General features: G+C 70.0%; 15 protein-coding genes. 5 read left to right on the forward strand and 10 right to left on the reverse strand.

Annotated elements, in window-relative coordinates:
- Positions 1-247 precede the first annotated feature (247 nt).
- From ACU6WZ_RS11460 to ACU6WZ_RS11475, 4 genes are all read right to left on the reverse strand, one after another.
- Positions 248-538, reverse strand: a complete 291-nt coding sequence (locus ACU6WZ_RS11460) for a DUF4229 domain-containing protein (protein WP_447033099.1) — start codon at positions 536-538, stop codon at positions 248-250.
- A gap of 103 nt (positions 539-641) precedes the next feature.
- On the reverse strand, positions 642-1184 hold the full coding sequence (locus ACU6WZ_RS11465; protein ID WP_447033100.1) for a GNAT family N-acetyltransferase: 543 nt from the start codon (positions 1182-1184) through the stop codon (positions 642-644).
- A 10-nt stretch (positions 1185-1194) separates the two neighbouring features.
- Complete coding sequence (gene mqnE, locus ACU6WZ_RS11470) at positions 1195-2358, reverse strand: aminofutalosine synthase MqnE (protein WP_447033101.1); 1164 nt, start codon at positions 2356-2358, stop codon at positions 1195-1197.
- 47 nt (positions 2359-2405) lie between these two features.
- Complete coding sequence (locus ACU6WZ_RS11475) at positions 2406-2861, reverse strand: Lrp/AsnC family transcriptional regulator (protein ID WP_447033102.1); 456 nt, start codon at positions 2859-2861, stop codon at positions 2406-2408.
- 113 nt (positions 2862-2974) lie between these two features.
- On the opposite strand from ACU6WZ_RS11475, the gene ACU6WZ_RS11480 reads away from it, so the two are divergent.
- Positions 2975-3127: a hypothetical protein gene (locus tag ACU6WZ_RS11480; RefSeq protein ID WP_447033104.1), complete on the forward strand. Its 153-nt coding sequence runs from the start codon at positions 2975-2977 to the stop codon at positions 3125-3127.
- A gap of 13 nt (positions 3128-3140) precedes the next feature.
- On the opposite strand, the gene ACU6WZ_RS11485 is transcribed toward ACU6WZ_RS11480, so the two are convergent.
- Complete coding sequence (locus tag ACU6WZ_RS11485; protein WP_447033106.1) at positions 3141-3782, reverse strand: UbiX family flavin prenyltransferase; 642 nt, start codon at positions 3780-3782, stop codon at positions 3141-3143.
- Positions 3783-3986: 204 nt separating this feature from the next.
- Between ACU6WZ_RS11485 and ACU6WZ_RS11490 the strand changes: the two genes are divergently transcribed.
- Positions 3987-4604, forward strand: coding sequence for a rhomboid family intramembrane serine protease (locus tag ACU6WZ_RS11490; RefSeq protein ID WP_447033107.1), 618 nt, complete (start codon positions 3987-3989; stop codon positions 4602-4604).
- Between the two features lie 59 nt (positions 4605-4663).
- On the opposite strand, the gene mqnP is transcribed toward ACU6WZ_RS11490, so the two are convergent.
- Positions 4664-5569 (reverse strand): menaquinone biosynthesis prenyltransferase MqnP, encoded by a 906-nt coding sequence (mqnP, locus tag ACU6WZ_RS11495; protein ID WP_447033109.1) that lies wholly within the window; start codon positions 5567-5569, stop codon positions 4664-4666.
- Complete coding sequence (locus ACU6WZ_RS11500; RefSeq protein WP_447033111.1) at positions 5566-7023, reverse strand: menaquinone biosynthesis decarboxylase; 1458 nt, start codon at positions 7021-7023, stop codon at positions 5566-5568. The genes mqnP and ACU6WZ_RS11500 overlap by 4 nt, the downstream gene beginning before the upstream one ends.
- 89 nt (positions 7024-7112) lie before the next feature.
- Here ACU6WZ_RS11500 and ACU6WZ_RS11505 point away from each other — a divergent pair, with 89 nt between their 5' ends.
- The 3 genes from ACU6WZ_RS11505 (at position 7113) to ACU6WZ_RS11515 (ending at position 11507) form a co-directional block, all read left to right on the forward strand.
- On the forward strand, positions 7113-7541 hold the full coding sequence (locus tag ACU6WZ_RS11505; RefSeq protein WP_447033112.1) for a PLD nuclease N-terminal domain-containing protein: 429 nt from the start codon (positions 7113-7115) through the stop codon (positions 7539-7541).
- Positions 7542-7989: 448 nt separating this feature from the next.
- Positions 7990-9975: a hypothetical protein gene (locus ACU6WZ_RS11510; protein WP_447033113.1), complete on the forward strand. Its 1986-nt coding sequence runs from the start codon at positions 7990-7992 to the stop codon at positions 9973-9975.
- Positions 9972-11507 carry a hypothetical protein gene (locus ACU6WZ_RS11515; RefSeq protein ID WP_447033115.1) on the forward strand — a complete coding sequence of 512 codons (1536 nt, stop codon included), beginning with the start codon at positions 9972-9974 and terminating at the stop codon, positions 11505-11507. The genes ACU6WZ_RS11510 and ACU6WZ_RS11515 overlap by 4 nt, the downstream gene beginning before the upstream one ends.
- Positions 11508-11510: 3 nt before the next feature.
- Here the strand turns inward: ACU6WZ_RS11515 and ACU6WZ_RS11520 are convergent, their stop codons facing one another.
- The 3 genes from ACU6WZ_RS11520 to resB are packed head-to-tail and all read right to left on the reverse strand — an operon-like array spanning position 11511 to position 15019.
- Entirely contained in the window at positions 11511-12074 is a 564-nt protein-coding gene (locus tag ACU6WZ_RS11520; RefSeq protein WP_447033117.1) for a Uma2 family endonuclease, read from the reverse strand.
- A gap of 48 nt (positions 12075-12122) precedes the next feature.
- Entirely contained in the window at positions 12123-13211 is a 1089-nt protein-coding gene (ccsB, locus tag ACU6WZ_RS11525) for a c-type cytochrome biogenesis protein CcsB (RefSeq protein ID WP_447033119.1), read from the reverse strand.
- Complete coding sequence (gene resB, locus ACU6WZ_RS11530; protein WP_447033120.1) at positions 13208-15019, reverse strand: cytochrome c biogenesis protein ResB; 1812 nt, start codon at positions 15017-15019, stop codon at positions 13208-13210. The genes ccsB and resB overlap by 4 nt, the downstream gene beginning before the upstream one ends.
- Positions 15020-15023 lie beyond the last annotated feature (4 nt).

Below are 15023 nucleotides of genomic sequence, written 5' to 3' on the forward strand. Positions count from 1 at the left end.
CGGACATGCAGCGGCAGAGATCGACGTGCAGGCGCGCCACGAGCGGGACGCTCATGCCAGTGGAGTGCGCGGCTGCTGTCTTCATGCAGAACACGTTAACACTTGTACTTTGAGAACATCAAAGGTCTTCTTTGGGTCCGATCCCGCCGTGAACCGCCGGGAATACGCGAACACCCCAGTCCGCGACGGGTGTCGGGAGCCGGGGTGGCGAGGGAGCGGGTGAAGTGTGACGTACCTTACGCGGCCCTTATCGGACCAGGCCGTCCTCCTGGCTGCGGTTCGAGTCGAGCCGGGTCTTCGCGTGGTCCACGCGCTCGACGATCCGCTCGGACATCGCGTCACGGTCCTTGCGCAGCAGGACGAAGCTGAGCGGCGCGGAGACGACGATGGCGAGCATGAGCACCCAGAGCAGATTCGAGTTGCCGAGGCCCGCCGGGAGGACGCCGAAGTGGACCAGGCCCCAGACAGCGAAGAAGCAGCTGACGAAAATACTCAGGCGCCGCGCGGTGTAGCGAAGCGCCGCGTGCTTGGTGCTCACAGGGGGACCTTCTTCTCAGCGGCAACCTAAAGGGTCACCACCAGTCAAGCACAGGGGTCCGACACGCCGTCGCGGCCCCCGCAGTCAACGGTTTCCGCCCTGGTCAGGGCTTGATCGCAAGCAGGTGAAGCGGCAGCAGCATGATGACGTCGTCGCGGTCGTCGCCAGGGCCGACCCGGATCGCGCCGGGCACCCGGCCGACCTCCTTGTAGCCGCAGCGTTCGTAGAAGCGGTCGGCGCCGGTGCCGCCGCGGCAGGTGAGCCGTATCGCCTCGATGCCGTCCGAGGCCCGCGCCCCGTCGGCCGCCGCGGCCATCAGGTCGCGCCCGTAGCCCTTGCCCTGGTGGCGGGGGTGGACCATCACCGAGTAGAGCCAGAGCCAGTGGGTCATCAGCCGGTGCGAGTTGTACGCGAGGAACGCGGTCGCGGCGACCGCTCCCTCGGCGTCGTAGCCCACCAGGAGCCGCATCCGCCCCTCGGCGATCGCCGCGAGGCGCTTGAGCAGTTCCGGCCGTACGTCGCCGGGCGTCACCGGCGGCACGAAGCCGACGGCGCCGCCGGCGTTGGACACGTCGGTCCACAGCAGGGCGATGCCGTCGGTCAGGGTGCGGTCGACCGGCGGGTCGAGTTCGAACGTCAGAGACATGAGGGGCGGGTCAGATCCGCATCGCCTGCGGCGCCTCGCGGCGGTCCGCGTCCGGGCCCGGGTACTCGCGGATGATCTCGTACCGGGTGTTGCGCTCCACCGGGCGGAAGCCCGCGTCGCGGATCAGCTCCAGCAGGTCCTCCCGGCCGAGCTTGTTCGGCGTGCCGTAGTTGTCCGCGTCGTGCGTGATCTTGTACTCGACGACCGAGCCGTCCATGTCGTCCGCACCGTGCTGGAGCGCGAGCTGCGAGGTCTGCACGCCGTGCATGACCCAGAAGACCTTGACGTGCGGAACGTTGTCGAAGAGCAGCCGGGAGACCGCGAAGGTCTTCAGCACGTCGGCGCCGCTCGCCATCGTCGTCCGCGCCTGGAGACGGTTGCGGATCTTGCCGTCCTTCATGTCCTCGAAGTCGTGCTGGTAGCGCAGCGGGATGAAGACCTGGAAACCGCCGGTCTCGTCCTGGAGCTCACGCAGCCGCAGCACGTGGTCCACGCGGTGGCGCGGCTCCTCGATGTGCCCGTACAGCATCGTCGACGGGGTCTTCAGTCCCTTCTCGTGCGCGAGGCGGTGGATGCGCGACCAGTCCTCCCAGTGGGTGCGGTGGTCGACGATGTGCTGGCGGATCTCCCAGTCGAAGATCTCCGCGCCGCCACCTGTCAGCGACTCCAGACCCGCCTCGATCAGCTCGTCGAGGATGTCCGATGCGGACATGCCCGAGATCGTCTCGAAGTGATGGATCTCGGTGGCCGTGAAGGCCTTCAGCGAGACGTTCGGCAGTGCCTTCTTGAGCTCGCTGAGGGAGCGCGGGTAGTAGCGCCACGGCAGGTTGGGGTGGAGCCCGTTGACGATGTGCAGCTCGGTGAGGTTGTCGTTCTCCATCGCCTTGGCGAGCTTGACGGCTTCCTCGATGCGCATCGTGTACGCGTCCTTCTCGCCCGGCTTGCGCTGGAACGAGCAGTACGCGCACGACGCGGTGCACACGTTCGTCATGTTGAGGTGACGGTTGACGTTGAAGTGGACGACGTCGCCGTTCTTGCGCGTACGCACCTCGTGGGCGAGCCCGCCCAGCCAGGCCAGGTCGTCGGACGCGTACAGAGCGATGCCGTCCTCGCGGGTCAGCCGCTCACCCGCCCGCACCTTCTGCTCCAGCTCGCGCTTGAGTCCCGCGTCCACGGCCGCCTCCACATGTCTAGGCAAAACAGGCTCCGACCACGGTACGCCTAGCCTTCTTCGGGCAGATCCCCGACCCGGTTCTCCCACTTCGTGGAGAGGATGATCGTGGTACGGGTGCGCGAGACGCCCCGGGTTCCGGACAGCCGGCGGATCGTCTTCTCCAGATCGTCCACGTCGCCCGCCCTGACCTTGAGCATGTACGAGTCGTCGCCGGCGATGAACCAGCAGTCCTCGATCTCGGCGAGATCACGCAGCCGGCGCGCGACGTCCTCGTGGTCGGCGGCGTCGGAGAGCGAGATGCCGATCAGGGCGGTGACGCCGAGGCCGAGCGACTTGGAGTCGACGGTCGCGCGGTAGCCGGTGATCACGCCGGCCGCCTCAAGACGGTTGATGCGATCGGTCACGCTCGGACCGGAGAGCCCGACGAGCCGGCCGAGTTCGGCGTAGGAGGCCCTGCCGTTCTCCCTGAGGGCCTGGATGAGCTGCCTGTCCACGGCGTCCATATGCCTGAAGCCTTCCATTGTTCAGCGATACCGCAAGTTTACGTATAGAATCTAAGGCGTGCAGGGTCGACTCCCTGCAAATCTTTCAAAAATTCACAAACGATCCTTCAGGAGTGATCCTCACCGTGTACACGATCGAGATGGCCTACGCCCACATGCGCTCGCTGCAGGAGCTGGCCAACCGCTCGCGTGCCCACCAGCCCGCCGCCGCACACCGCGTGGACAAGACCCGCACCCTGCGCACGAAGCACGCGAAGAAGCGCTAGCCCCTCCCGGCCACTAGCCCTCGTCCCTGCGGGAGCCACCCAGCTCTCCCTCCCAGCGGCGGTACAGGCTGTGCGGCACCCGCGCCGCGTCCAGCACCCGCCCGGCGACGAAGTCCACCAGATCCTGGATGTGCGTCGCCCCCGCGTAGAACGCCGGAGAGGCGGGCAGCACCACGGCGCCCGCCTCGTCCAGCGCCACCATGTGCCGCAGCGTCTGACCACTCAGCGGCGTCTCGCGCACCGCGACCACGAGCGGCCGGCGCTCCTTGAGCGTCACGCTCGCCACCCGCTGCAACAGATCCTTCGACAGGCCCAGCGCCACGCCGGCCACGCTCGCCGTCGACGCCGGAACGATCAACATCCCCTTGGCGGGGTACGAACCCGACGACGGCCCGGCCGCCAGGTCCCCCGCCGCCCAGTACCGTACGTCGCTCACGTCGGGCACGAAGGTGTCCGGCTTACCGTCCGCGCCGCGCGCGAGCCAGCTGCGCAGGTCCTGCCGCCAGTGCGCGTCGCGGAACGCGATGCCCGTCTCGTCGAGCAGCGTCAGCCGCGAGGCCCGGCTGACCACCAGGTCCACGCTCTCGCCCGCGTCCAGCAGCCCGCGCAGCACGGCCGCGGCGTACGGCGTTCCCGACGCGCCGGAGACGCCCACGACCCAGGGACGCCGGGGCCGGCTCCCGCGCGGCCGCGGCTGGGGCTGGGGGGCCGTCCGGGGCGACGGCTGCTGACTGTGTGCATGTCCTGACTCCACGCGCCCGAGCCTATCCGGGCGGCTCGGGGCGGAACGGAGTCAGGTGCCCCGGACGTTGCACGAACAGAGCCGTTACTCGCGGCCGTACTTGCGTCAGGGGGCGCCATGTCACTGGACAGCACACCGCAGAGCCGGGGAGACCGGGCGAAGACCGCCGCCGCGGTGATGCTGGGCTGGGTGGCCCTGCTGTGGATCCTGGAGGCGCTGGACCAGGCGACGGGCGCCCTCGACACGTACGGGCTGAGCCCCCGTGACATCGACGAGCTGCGGGACGTCCTGCCGATGTCGTTCATGCACCACGGCTTCGGCCACCTCGCCTCCAACACCGTCCCGCTGCTGATCCTCGGCTTTCTCGGCGCCTTCAGCGGGATACGCCGGTTCGGCGCCGTCATCCTCACGATCATGCTGGGCAGCGGCCTCGGCGTCTGGCTGACCGCCCCCGACTACTCCAACACGGCGGGCGCGTCGGGCGTCGTCTTCGGCCTCTTCGGCTACCTGCTGGTCCGCGGGTTCGTCGACCGCAACGCGGTCGACGTCGTGATCGGCCTCGTCGTCGCCGCGGTCTACGGCTCGATCCTGTGGGGCGTGCTCCCGGCCGACACGGCCGTCAGCTGGCAGGGTCACCTCTTCGGACTCATCGGCGGTGTGCTCGCCGCGTTCACCTTCCGCCGGCGGACGCCCGTGATACCCGCGGCGCCCGCCGCGCCGCCCTACATGCGGTGAGGGCTCATACCGTGCGGCTCACGTCGTGAGCTTCGTGTGAGATTCGTACCGCGTGCGGTTCATATCGTGAGTCCGCGCACCAGGAGGTCCAGGAGCGCGCAGACGAACAAGGCGATGCCGATGAAGCCGTTGACCGAGAAGAACGCCCGGTTCAGGCGGGACAGGTCGTGCGGCTTGACGATCGTGTGCTCGTAGAGGAACGCCCCGGTCACGATCACCAGACCGGTCCAGAAGAACACGCCCGCGCCGGTGGCCAGCGCGTACCAGACGAGGAGGACGGTCGTCACCGCGTGGCAGCCCCGCGCGCCGTACAGCGCGGCCGGGACGCCGAAGCGTGCCGGTACGGACTTCACGCCCTCGGCGCGGTCCGCCTGGACGTCCTGGCTGCCGAAGATCAGGTCGAAGCCGCCGATCCAGATGCCGACCGCCAGGCCGAGGATCACCGCGTCCCACGACCACGTGCCGGTGATCGCGAGCCACGCGCCGACCGGGCCGATCGCCTGGGCGAAGCCGAGGATCGCGTGCGGGAAGTTCGTGAAGCGCTTCCCGTACGGGTAGACCACCATCGGGATCACCGCGATCGGGGCCAGCGCCAGGCACAGCGGGTTCAGCGCCGCCGCAGCGCCGAGGAAGATCACGACGGCGATCAGGGCGCCCGCCCAGGCCGACTTGACCGAGACCGCGCCGGTGACCAGCTCGCGGCCGGCGGTGCGGGGGTTGCGGGCGTCCAGCTCGCGGTCGATGATCCGGTTGCACGCCATCGCGAACGTACGCAGGCCGACCATGGCGATCGTGACCAGCAGCAGCTTGCCCCAGTGGATGTTCCCGTCCAGCCGGAACATCGCGGTGAGCGCGGCGATGTAGGCGAAGGGCAGCGCGAAGACCGAGTGCTCGATCATCACCAGGCGCAGGAAGCCCCTGGTCCTGCCGGGTTGCGGTACGGAGGTCGCCGCGCTGGCGCTCACAGTCCGTATTCCTTCCAGCGGCGCGTCACCCGATCGGATGTCCCCGGGTCGGACTCGACCATGTTCGGCCAGCCGCCGTCCCGGGTGTAGCCCTCCTCGGGCAGCTTCTTCGTCGCGTCGATGCCGGCTTTGCCGCCCCAGAACTGCTGGTACGAGGCGTGGTCGAGATGGTCGACCGGGCCCTCGACCACGGTGAGGTCGCGGGAGTAGTCGACATTGCCGAGCGCCCGCCAGGCCACCTCGTGGTAGTTGTGCACGTCGCAGTCCTTGTCGACCACGATGATCAGCTTCTCCAGCGAGAGCATGTGCGCGCCCCAGATGGCGTGCATCACCTTCTGCGCGTGCTTCGGGTACTTCTTGTCGATCGCCACGATGACGCAGTTGTGGAAGCCGCCCGCCTCGGGCAGGTGGTAGTCCACGATGTCCGGGACGATGATCTTGAGGAGCGGAAGGAAGAAGCTCTCCGTCGCCCTCCCCAGCGGACCGTCCTCCGTCGGCGGGCGGCCGACCACGATCGACTGGAGCAGGGGCCGCTCGCGCATCGTGATCGTGTCGATCGTCAGCGCCGGGAAGTCCTCCTGGGGCGTGTAGAAACCGGTGTGGTCGCCGAACGGCCCCTCGGGCAGCATCTTGCCCGGCTCCAGCCAGCCTTCGAGGACCACCTCGGCGTGCGCCGGGACCTGGAGCGGGACGGTTTTGCAGTCGACCATCTCGATGCGCCTGCCCTGCAGGAAACCGGCGAAGAGGTACTCGTCGATGTCTCCGGGGAGCGGGGCGGTGGAGGCGTACGTCACGGCCGGTGGGGCGCCGAAGGCGATCGCCACCGGGAGCCGCTCGCCGCGGCGGGCCGCGACGGCGTAGTGGTTGCGGCTGTCCTTGTGGATCTGCCAGTGCATGCCGATGGTGCGGCGGTCATGGCGCTGGAGGCGGTACAGGCCGAGGTTCCTGATGCCCGTCTCCGGGTCCTTGGTGTGCGTCAGCCCCAGGTTGAAGAACGAGCCGCCGTCCTCCGGCCAGGTGAAGAGCGCCGGGAGCTTGTCCAGGTCCACGTCTTCGCCGGTGAGGACGACCTCCTGGACGGGCGCCGCGCCGGACTTGATCTTCTTCGGCGGGACGTGCGCCATCGAGGTGAGCTTGCCGAAGGCCTCGCGTACGCCGACGAAGCCCTGCGGGAGTTCGGGCTTGAGGAGGCCGCCGATCTTGTCCCTGATGTCGTCGTACGACTTCAGGCCGAGAGACTTCAGGAGGCGGCGGTCCGTACCGAACACGTTCATCGCCAGGGGCATCGACGAGCCCTTGACGTTCTCGAAGAGCAGTGCGGGGCCACCGGCCTTGTTCACCCGGTCGACGATCTCTCCGACCTCCAGGTACGGATCGACTTCGGCCTTGATGCGCTTGAGGTCGCCCTCGCGCTCCAGCGCCCGGAGCAGGGAGCGAAGATCGTCGTAAGCCATGCGGTCCAGTATCCGGTACGCACTACCCTGGGCCCGTCACCGGGGCTGTTCACGGCCCCTCGCGGTCCGTGCTCTGGGGGCTCCTCTTCATGATCAGGTATCTGCCGTTCCTGCTGGTTCTGGCGCTGTGGATCTACGCCTTCATCGACTGCCTGAACACGCCGGAGGACGAGGTCCGCCACCTGCCCAAGGTGGTGTGGGTGATCATCGTGCTGCTGTTCGGCGAAGTGCTGATTGGGCCGGTGGCGTGGCTTGCGGTGGGGAAGGTGCGGAAGGCGCGTGGCGCGGGCGGTGGGGTGTCGGGAGCGGGAGCGGGTGCGGGTTCGGGTTCGGCCGGGTCGGGGCGCAGGCGTGGGGGCTCTTGGGTCGCGCCTGACGACAATCCGGATTTCCTGAAGTCCATCAAGGACGAGGCCGGGCTGCGGGAGCGGGAAGCGGATCTGCGGCGGCGGGAGGAAGAGCTCAAGCGGCGCGAGGAGGAGTCCGGGCCGGAGGATTCCGGGTCGCCCAAGGGGTGAGGTGCGGTGCGGTGCGGCGGCGTGCCGTGCGGCGGCGTCCTTGGCCGGGGCGCTGGGGTCGGTGCCGCGCCGGGGCGTCTCCTCGGGCGTCGAACGTTCGGGTAGGTCGGGTTGTTCGGGGTGGTTGCGTTCGACGCCCTGCGGGGAGCACCCCGCCGCGTCCCCTCCCGGCAACGCCAGTTGTCCGGCGGCGCTCGTCTCCCCGGGCGCCGGCGTCGATGCCGCGGGATGGTTGCGCTCGACGCCCTGCGGGGAGCACCCCGCCGCGTCCCCTCCCGGCAACGCCAGATGTCCGGCGGCGCTCGTCTCCCCGGGCGCCGGCGTCGCCCCGACGCGCCCCTCCTGGCAACGCCCGGTTGTCCGGCGCGTTGTTCGAAAACCCGTGCACACGTCAACTTACGGAACGTAAGGTTGAGTTGACGTAGCGACAGGAGTGCCGGGGGGTGCTGTGGACAGAGAGCTGTTCGGCCGCGAGGCGATACTGGACGGTCTCGTGCCCCGGCTCGTCGGTCTGCCGGCCCACGGATTCCAGAAGGTGCCCTTCGAGCATCGGGACGATCTGCCCGCGGTGGTGCTGGTGGGTGGGCGCGGGATGGGCAAGACCGCCGTACTGAAGCAGCTGCACCGGGGGTACCGGCAGCGCACGCCGATCGCGTTGCTCGACTGTGAAAGCGCGCAGTTCGGTGAGTCCCAGTCGCCCGTCACCGAGGCGCTCGCCGAGCTCGGTGAGCAGCTTGCGCCCGCCGTGCACGGGGCGGGGGCAGTTACCTTCCCGCGGCTCGGCGCGGGGTTGCTCGCTGTGGCCAGTCTGGGGTGGCGGCCGCACGACGACGAGAACATCGTGGCCCAGGGGCTGCGGTTGGGGCTGCTGGTGGAGCCCGGGTCGCGGTGGCGCAATCAGACGCGTAACTGGCTGACGAAAATCGTGGCGAAGTTCGCCGGGATGGCTTCGGGGGTGCCTGGGCTCGACGTGGTGGTGGAGACCACCGTCGAGTCGCTGCTGAACGACCTGTTCAACCGGGGGCAGCGCGCCAGTGCCGAGTGGTACGGCGGATACCCGGGGGCCGGCGGGCAGGCCAAGCGGGGGCTGACGCTGCTGGCGCTGCACTTCCGGCGGGGCAGCGAGCATCGTGTGCGGGCGGAGCGGCATCTGGTGGGGGCGCTGCGGGCCGATCTGGACGCCGCGTACCAGGGGATGGGACGGCTGCGGCGCGTCGGACGGCCGGTGGTACTGCTGGACAACGCGCACGCGCCGCTCGGGCGGCGGCTCGTCGAGCCCGTGCTGCGGGATCGCGCGGACGGACAGCGCGACCATGTGGTCCTGGTCGCCGCTGTGCGGGGGTACGACCATCCCGCCCTGCGTCACGCCGCACGCCGGACCCTGCCGGAAGTGCGGCACGAGCTGGGGTGGCAGCGGGGGCGCGAGGTCGCATCGGGGGCCGTGGCGGTGGAGCTGACGGCGCTCGACGCGGAGCATGTCCGCAGAGTGTTCGACCGCAGCGATCCGCGTCAGCTGACCCGCCCGCGGCTGGCGCGGGGTGTGCACCGGCTCACGGGCGGGCGGCCCGTGGGGGTCGATCTGCTGGCCCGGGCCGCCGGGCAGGACGAGCACCCGGACCGGTTCACCCCCGCCTCGCTGCTCGGCGCCCGGGTCGCTTTGCGCGAGGACCGCGACGGGCGGGCGGTGGCCGAGGAGTTGCTCGGGCGGTTGGTGCCCGACTCCCGGCTGGACTGGCTCACCGTGCTCGCCCCCGCGCACGACGTACCGTCCGCCGAGGCCCTGGCCGCGTCCCGGCTGCCGGGCGACGACGGGCGTACGGGACTGGCCGCCGTACGGGATGTGCGGACGCTGCTCGCCGACGAGCACTGGGCTTCGGGCGACGGGGCGTTGGTGGGCGATGTGTTCCTGCGGACGCTGCTGCTGCACCGGTTGCGGCACGGGGACGACGACTTCGCCCGGTGGCGGGCCGTGCACGAGACGCTCCGGGACTTCTACCGGGACCGCGACCGGCCGAAGCGGCTGCACCATGAGCTGGCGCTCGGCGAGACCGAGGGCGCGGTGACGTATCTGCGGGAGACGTTCGCGGGATCCGATGCGCGTGTCTGGCTCGACGAGTTGCGCTTCATCGCGTCCGCGCCGCACTTCGACGACCCTGATGTACGGGGGTCCGTGGCGCTGGGGCGGACGGGTTCCGCGGGAGGCGGGGACCCCGTACTGCACGCCCGGATCCGGCGGCTGCTGTTCGCCGTGTGGCAGCTCAGCGATCCGTTGGCCCTTCCGGATGACGAGGTGACCGACAAGATGGGGTACGAGCTGGGGCTCCTGTCGGAGCTGCACAGTTCAGGCAACGAAGTCCTCTGGCAGGCGTCCCGCTCCTGGCCGCAGGCCGTGCGCGAGTGGCGTCCCCTGACGGTCGCGGGAGGCGGGTCATGAGGGACTGGTTACGCGGACTCTTCTGGTTCACGCCGTTGCGCAAGGGGCTCACGGTGCTGCTGGTGCTCGCGGTGGTGGTGGGGCTGGGGTACGGCGGCTACCGCATCGCCAACCCCGACCTGTCCTGCGCCGAGGGCGTCGCCCGGCCCGAGGAGGGTGGGGAGTGCGTGGGTGTTTCGGGGGACGGCTATGACTTCGAGGTCGAGGCGCTGAGCAAGGTGGCCGCGGCCATCGCGCGGGAGAACGGGTGGCTGAAGGCCGGGACGTACGCGACGGTGGCCGTGATGCTGCCGCTCACCTCCACGGACAGCGGGATGCGCACCAAGATCCTGCACGAGGTGCAGGGCGCCTATCTGCAGCAGTACGCCGCCAATCACGACTCCAACGAGCAGGTGCCCGGAATCCGGCTGGTGCTCGCCAACACCGGCAAGGGCAACGCACATTGGCGTACGACGGTGAGCATGCTCAAGGGCATGGTGCAGGGCCCCGCGCGGCTGCGGGCCGTCTCCGGCGTCGCGACCAGCAGCGCCGAGACCAAGGCAGCCGTCAAGGAGCTGACCGGCGCCGGCATTCCGGTGATCGGCACCACCATCACCGCCGACGACATCGCCAACGGGCCCGGCGGCGACCCCTACCCCGGCCTGGCACGCGTCTCCCCCACCAACCTCGACGAGGCCCGCGCCATCGCCCAGTTCGGCAAGGTGGACGCCAGGAAGGCGGTACTGGTCCAGGACACCCGGCCGCGCGATCACTACACGTCCACGCTGCGGCGGGCCTTCGCGGGTCTGCTGCGGGACGCGCCGTACGAGCCGCAGCTCTTCACGTCCCCGCCCGACCCCACCGAGGAGGGCGCCACCGCCAACACCTTCCGGCAGATCACCCTGCTGCTGTGCGACACCCGCGCCGACACGGTGTTCTTCGCCGGACGCCACACCCAGCTGCGGCAGTTCGTCAATGCCCTGGGCCGGCGCGGCTGCCAGGACCGGGCGTTCACCGTGCTCACCGGCGACGAGGGGTCCTACCTCGGCGCGGACACCCGGCTCGACAAGAAGGCCCTGGCACGGAAGGTCGGTGTCCGGTACGCCTCGCTGGCACACCCCGACGCCTGGAACGGCCCGAAGGCCCCGGCGACGGGCGGGTCCCCGGCGGCGTACCGGACCTTCACCGATCTGCTGGTACGGGCGGCGGGAGGGGACATGGGCCCGATCGGCGAGACCTCGCTGACGGACGGGCAGGCGATCATCGCGTACGACGCCATGGCCACCGCCGTGCACGGGATCCGCGAGGCCACGGTGGAGGGCGCCCCGGTGCCCGCGATCGGCGATGTCGTCACCCAGTGGCCGCAGGTGAAGGGGTCGCTGAAGGTGGAGGGCGCGAGCGGCTGGATCTGCCTGGACAACCACGGGAACCCGTACAACAAGGCGGTCCCGATCGTGGAACTCGCCCGCGACGGCAGCCAGCGGTTCGTCGAGGTCGCCTGGCCCGAGGGAAAGCCCCCGGCCAAGGACTGCCTCCCACCGGCCGGCTCGTAGCGGTCAGTCCCTGGGCCAGCCCGCCGTATCGACAGCGATGTCCGTGCCAGGAAGGGTGAAGGGCGTACCGAAGGCGTACGTGGCGGCGCGCGCACCGTCGTACGCCCCGTCCTTGGGCGCGTGGTGGACGTGCGCGAAGCCCGTCTTCGGGTCGACGATCACATAGGTCGGCACCTCGGCCGCCGCATAGACAGCCAGTTTGGCGTCGTAGTCGTCGCGGCGGCTGCTCGCCGAGACGACCTCGACAACCAGCTGGACATCGCGGTAGCCGTGCCTGCCCCGCTCGTCCTCGCCCGCCCCCTCGGCGATCAGAGCCACGTCGGGGGCGAAGCCGTTGAGTGCGCCGGGGAAGTCGATGCGGACATCCCACAGAATGTTGGCGTCGCGGCCGAGAGCGTCCTCCAGAGACCGGGTGAACAGCCGGATGATCGTGGAGTGGGCCTTGCGCTGTGGGTTCAGGACGATCTCCCCCTCGATGATCTCCGCCCGGTACCCCGCGGGCACGTTCATGGCGTCGATGAGGGCGAACATCTCGTCCAGCACGGCGGTGTCCAGTGCGGTGGCCATCTCGCCTCCCTTGCCGTCGCCTGCGAGTCTACGGGCGGGGCCGGAACCTCACACGCCCGCGTACGAGTGCTTGCCGGTCAGGACGATGTTCACGCCGTAGTAGTTCCACAGCCAGCAGGTGAACGCGAACAGCGCCAGGTACGCGGCCTTGCGGCCCTTCCAGCCCGCCGTCGCGCGTGCGTGCAGGTAGCAGGCGTACGCGACCCAGGTGATGAAGGACCAGACCTCCTTGGGGTCCCAGCCCCAGTAGCGGCCCCACGCGTCGCCCGCCCAGATCGCGCCGGCGATGATCGTGAACGTCCACAGCGGGAAGACGGCGGCGTTCACCCGGTACGCGAACTTGTCGAGCGAGGCGGCGGACGGGAGGCGCTCCAGGACGGAGGAGGCGAAGGTGCCCGGCCTGCCGCCCGCGGCGAGCTTCGCCTCGTAGGAGTCGCGGAAGAGGTAGAGCAGCGTGCCGACCGCGCCGAGGTAGAACACCGCGCCGCAGAAGATCGCGGTGGAGACGTGGATCCACAGCCAGTACGAGTCGAGCGCGGGGACCAGCTGGTCGCTGTCGGTGTAGAGCCAGGTGGTGGCGACGCCGAGGTCCAGCAGGACGGTGGTGACCAGCGGCAGACCGGCCCAGCGGACGTTCTTCTTCGCCGCCAGGAACGCCAGGTACACGCCGACGACCACCGTGGAGAAGGTGATCGAGAACTCGTACATGTTGCCCCAGGGCGCCCGCTGCACCGACAGGGCGCGGGCCAGCACGCCCCCCGCCTCGACGAGGAACGCGAGGACGGTGAGCGACACGGCGACGCGCCCGTACAGGTCGCCTTTCTCGGTGCCGCCCGCGGCCCCCGGCCCGTCCGGGACGTCGCGGGTGCCGGCGGCTGAGCGGGTGACGACCTTGGGGTGGTCGATCACGGCGGTGGAGCCGCCCGCGCGCACCGTCACCGCCGGGGCCGGCGCGGCCTTCGCCGGGGCGCCGTCGGCGGTCAGCGCGGCGGCCGTGCGGCCGACCTTGCTGCGGCTGCCGAAGACCCACTCGGCGATGTGGGCGAAGAAGGCCAAGGTGTAGACGGCCATCGACGAATAGATCAGCACATTGCTGATGTTGGCGAGGTTCTCGTTGGTTGCGGCCGCGAGATTCACGCGCGCGCTCCTTCGACCGGTTCGGCAGGTTCTGCGGGATCTGCGGGTTCGTGGGGATCAGGTGCCGTCGGCGCCTGTGCGTGGAGGGTTGCGGCCAGGTCGGCCAGTTCCTCGGGGAGCTTCGAGGACTCCGTGCGGCCGAGTCCCGCCATCTCGACGATGGTGACGCCGTCCTGGCCCCGTACCGCCCGGACCCAGATCCGGCGGCGCTGGATGAACAGCGACCCGGCGAGGCCCGCAATCGCGGCGATCGCACCGGCCAGCGCGGGCACGTTGCCGGGCTGCTGCGAGATCGAGAACGTCGCCCACTCCTTGACGCCCTTCTCGAACGTGATCGAGCCAGCCCCGCCCGGCAGCTTCATGGTCTCGCCCGGCAGCATCCGCTGCTTGAGGTCGGCGCCCTGACCGTCCTTGAACGCCTTCATCTTGCGCTTGTCGAGCTGGTAGACGTTCTGCGGCAGACCCGCGTCCACACCGAGGCTGCCGTGGTACGCGTTGAGCGCGAGGACGGGGAAGTCGAGACCCGGGTACTGGGAGAGCATCGTGCCCTTGCCCGCGCCCGCGAACGTCGGCACGAAGAACGCCTGGAAGCCCAGCTGCTCCTTCTCGCCGGCCTTGTTCCGGTAGCCGTCCATCACCTTGATCGCGCCGGACGAGGTGACGTTGGAGTCCATCGGCAGCAGCGGGACCGCGCCCGAGTAGACCGTCTTGCCGCTGCCGTCCCTGACGGTGACGACGGGGGCGTAGCCGTGGCCGATGAGGTGCACCTTGGAGCCGTCGACCTCCAGCGGATCGTTGACCTCGATCCTGGCCTTCTTCTCGGCGCCGTCCGCCCCCTCGGCGTACGTCACATGGGCCTCGTAGACGCGGGGCGTGCCGCGCTGGGAGCCCTCGCGCTCGTACGTGCCGACGAACTTGTCCAGCGTGAAGCTGAACGGCGCCAGGTCGTGGTCCTTGTCGAAGAGCGACCCGGACTTGAAGTCGTCGTACTGCGTGAGCGTGTTCGCGAAGCCGCCGCCCTGGACGATCAGCTTGCCGCCCTCGGACTTGAAGAGCTGTCCGGCGGCGAAGGACACCAGCATCACGATCAGCGCGATGTGGAAGATCAGGTTGCCGGCCTCGCGCAGGTAGCCCTTCTCGGCCGCGACCGCGTAGGAGGGGGCCCCTCCCTGCTCGAGCGAAGCCGAGAGCTTGGGGGAGTGCGCCCGGAACCTGCGGTGCTTCAGCAGGGCGAGAGCGAGCTCGCGGACCTCTTCGGGGTCGCTGTCCGTACGCCAGGTCGTGTACGCCGGAAGGCGCGTCAGGCGGCCCGGCGCGCCCGGCGGGCGGCTGCGGAGCTGGCCGACGAACTGCCAGGTGCGGGGCACGATGCAGCCGATGAGGGAGACGAACAGCAGGATGTAGATCGCGGAGAACCACACCGAGCTGTAGACGTCGAAGAGCCCGAGGTCGTCGTAGATCGGCGCGAGCGTCTCGTGGGCCGCCCGGAATTCGGCGACCTTCGTCTCGTCGACGCCGGTCTGCGGGATCAGCGAGCCGGGGATCGCGCCCAGCGACAGCAGGAAGAGCAGGATCAGCGCGACCCGCATCGAGGTCAGCTGCCGCCAGAACCAGCGCACCCAGCCCGAGGTCTCCCGCCAGGCCCAGGCGATCCGGCCGGCCGCGCCGGGCTTCATCACGCCGCCGAAGGAGCCGGGGACCGCCCGCTCCTGGGGGGCGGTGGACAGCTGCGCGCCGGCCTCGCCGAGCTCGTGCTCGTCGGCGGCTGCGCCCGCGGTGGTCGCCTCGTCCGTCTCGGTCTTGCTCATGGAA

Source organism: Streptomyces hypolithicus (assembly GCF_052934925.1).

Bases quoted from the DNA above. Each gene is read 5' to 3' on its own strand.
- ACU6WZ_RS11465 (WP_447033100.1), bottom strand. From the start codon at position 1,184: ATGTCTCTGACGTTCGAACTCGACCCGCCGGTCGACCGCACCCTGACC.
- ACU6WZ_RS11475 (WP_447033102.1), bottom strand. From the start codon at position 2,861: ATGGACGCCGTGGACAGGCAGCTCATCCAGGCCCTCAGGGAGAACGGC.
- ACU6WZ_RS11490 (WP_447033107.1), top strand. From the start codon at position 3,987: ATGTCACTGGACAGCACACCGCAGAGCCGGGGAGACCGGGCGAAGACC.
- ACU6WZ_RS11500 (WP_447033111.1), bottom strand. From the start codon at position 7,023: ATGGCTTACGACGATCTTCGCTCCCTGCTCCGGGCGCTGGAGCGCGAG.
- ACU6WZ_RS11505 (WP_447033112.1), top strand. From the start codon at position 7,113: ATGATCAGGTATCTGCCGTTCCTGCTGGTTCTGGCGCTGTGGATCTAC.
- ACU6WZ_RS11515 (WP_447033115.1), top strand. From the start codon at position 9,972: ATGAGGGACTGGTTACGCGGACTCTTCTGGTTCACGCCGTTGCGCAAG.
- ACU6WZ_RS11520 (WP_447033117.1), bottom strand. From the start codon at position 12,074: ATGGCCACCGCACTGGACACCGCCGTGCTGGACGAGATGTTCGCCCTC.
- resB (WP_447033120.1), bottom strand. From the start codon at position 15,019: ATGAGCAAGACCGAGACGGACGAGGCGACCACCGCGGGCGCAGCCGCC.